Below are 788 nucleotides of genomic sequence, written 5' to 3' on the forward strand. Positions count from 1 at the left end.
TACAACAAGGTCTACGCCGCGTACAAGGCCGCCACCGAGTTCAAGGGCAAGCCCACCGTCATCCTGGCCCACACGGTCAAGGGCTACGGGCTGGGCACGCACTTCGAGGGCCGCAACGCGACCCACCAGATGAAGAAACTCACCCTCGCCGACCTCAAGGCCTTCCGCGACCACCTGCGCATCCCGATCACGGACGACCAGCTCGAAGCGGACCTCTACCGCCCGCCGTACTACCACCCCGGCATGGACTCCCCGGAAATCCAGTACCTCATGGGCCGCCGCAAGGAACTCGGCGGATTCGTCCCCGAACGCCGCTCCAAGCACGTGGACGTCACCCTCCCGGATGAGAAGGCATACGAAGTCGCGAACCGCGGCTCCGGCAAGCAGCACGCCGCCACCACCATGGCGTTTGTCCGCCTGCTCAAGGACCTCATGCGGGACAAGGAGTTCGGCAAGCGGATTGTGCCGATCATTCCGGATGAGGCCCGCACCTTCGGCATGGACGCGTTCTTCCCGACGGCGAAGATCTACAACCCGAACGGCCAGAATTACCTCTCCGTGGACCGCGAGCTCGTCCTGGCGTACAAGGAGTCCATCTCCGGCCAGATCGTGCACGCCGGCATCAACGAGGCCGGTTCTGTGGCAGCCTTCACCGCCGCCGGAACGTCCTACGCCACCCACGGCGAACCGCTCATCCCGGTCTACGTCTTCTACTCGATGTTCGGGTTCCAGCGCACCGGCGATTCCTTCTGGGCAGCAGCCGACCAGATGACCCGCGGGTTCATCAT

1 pseudogene is annotated in these 788 nt (G+C 64.3%); it reads left to right on the forward strand.

Annotated elements, in window-relative coordinates:
* A pseudogene (locus tag AC1DKQ_RS22410) lies at positions 1-788 on the forward strand (pyruvate dehydrogenase (acetyl-transferring), homodimeric type); the annotation flags it as partial.

The sequence above is a fragment of the Arthrobacter sp. 05L421 genome (assembly GCF_056397785.1).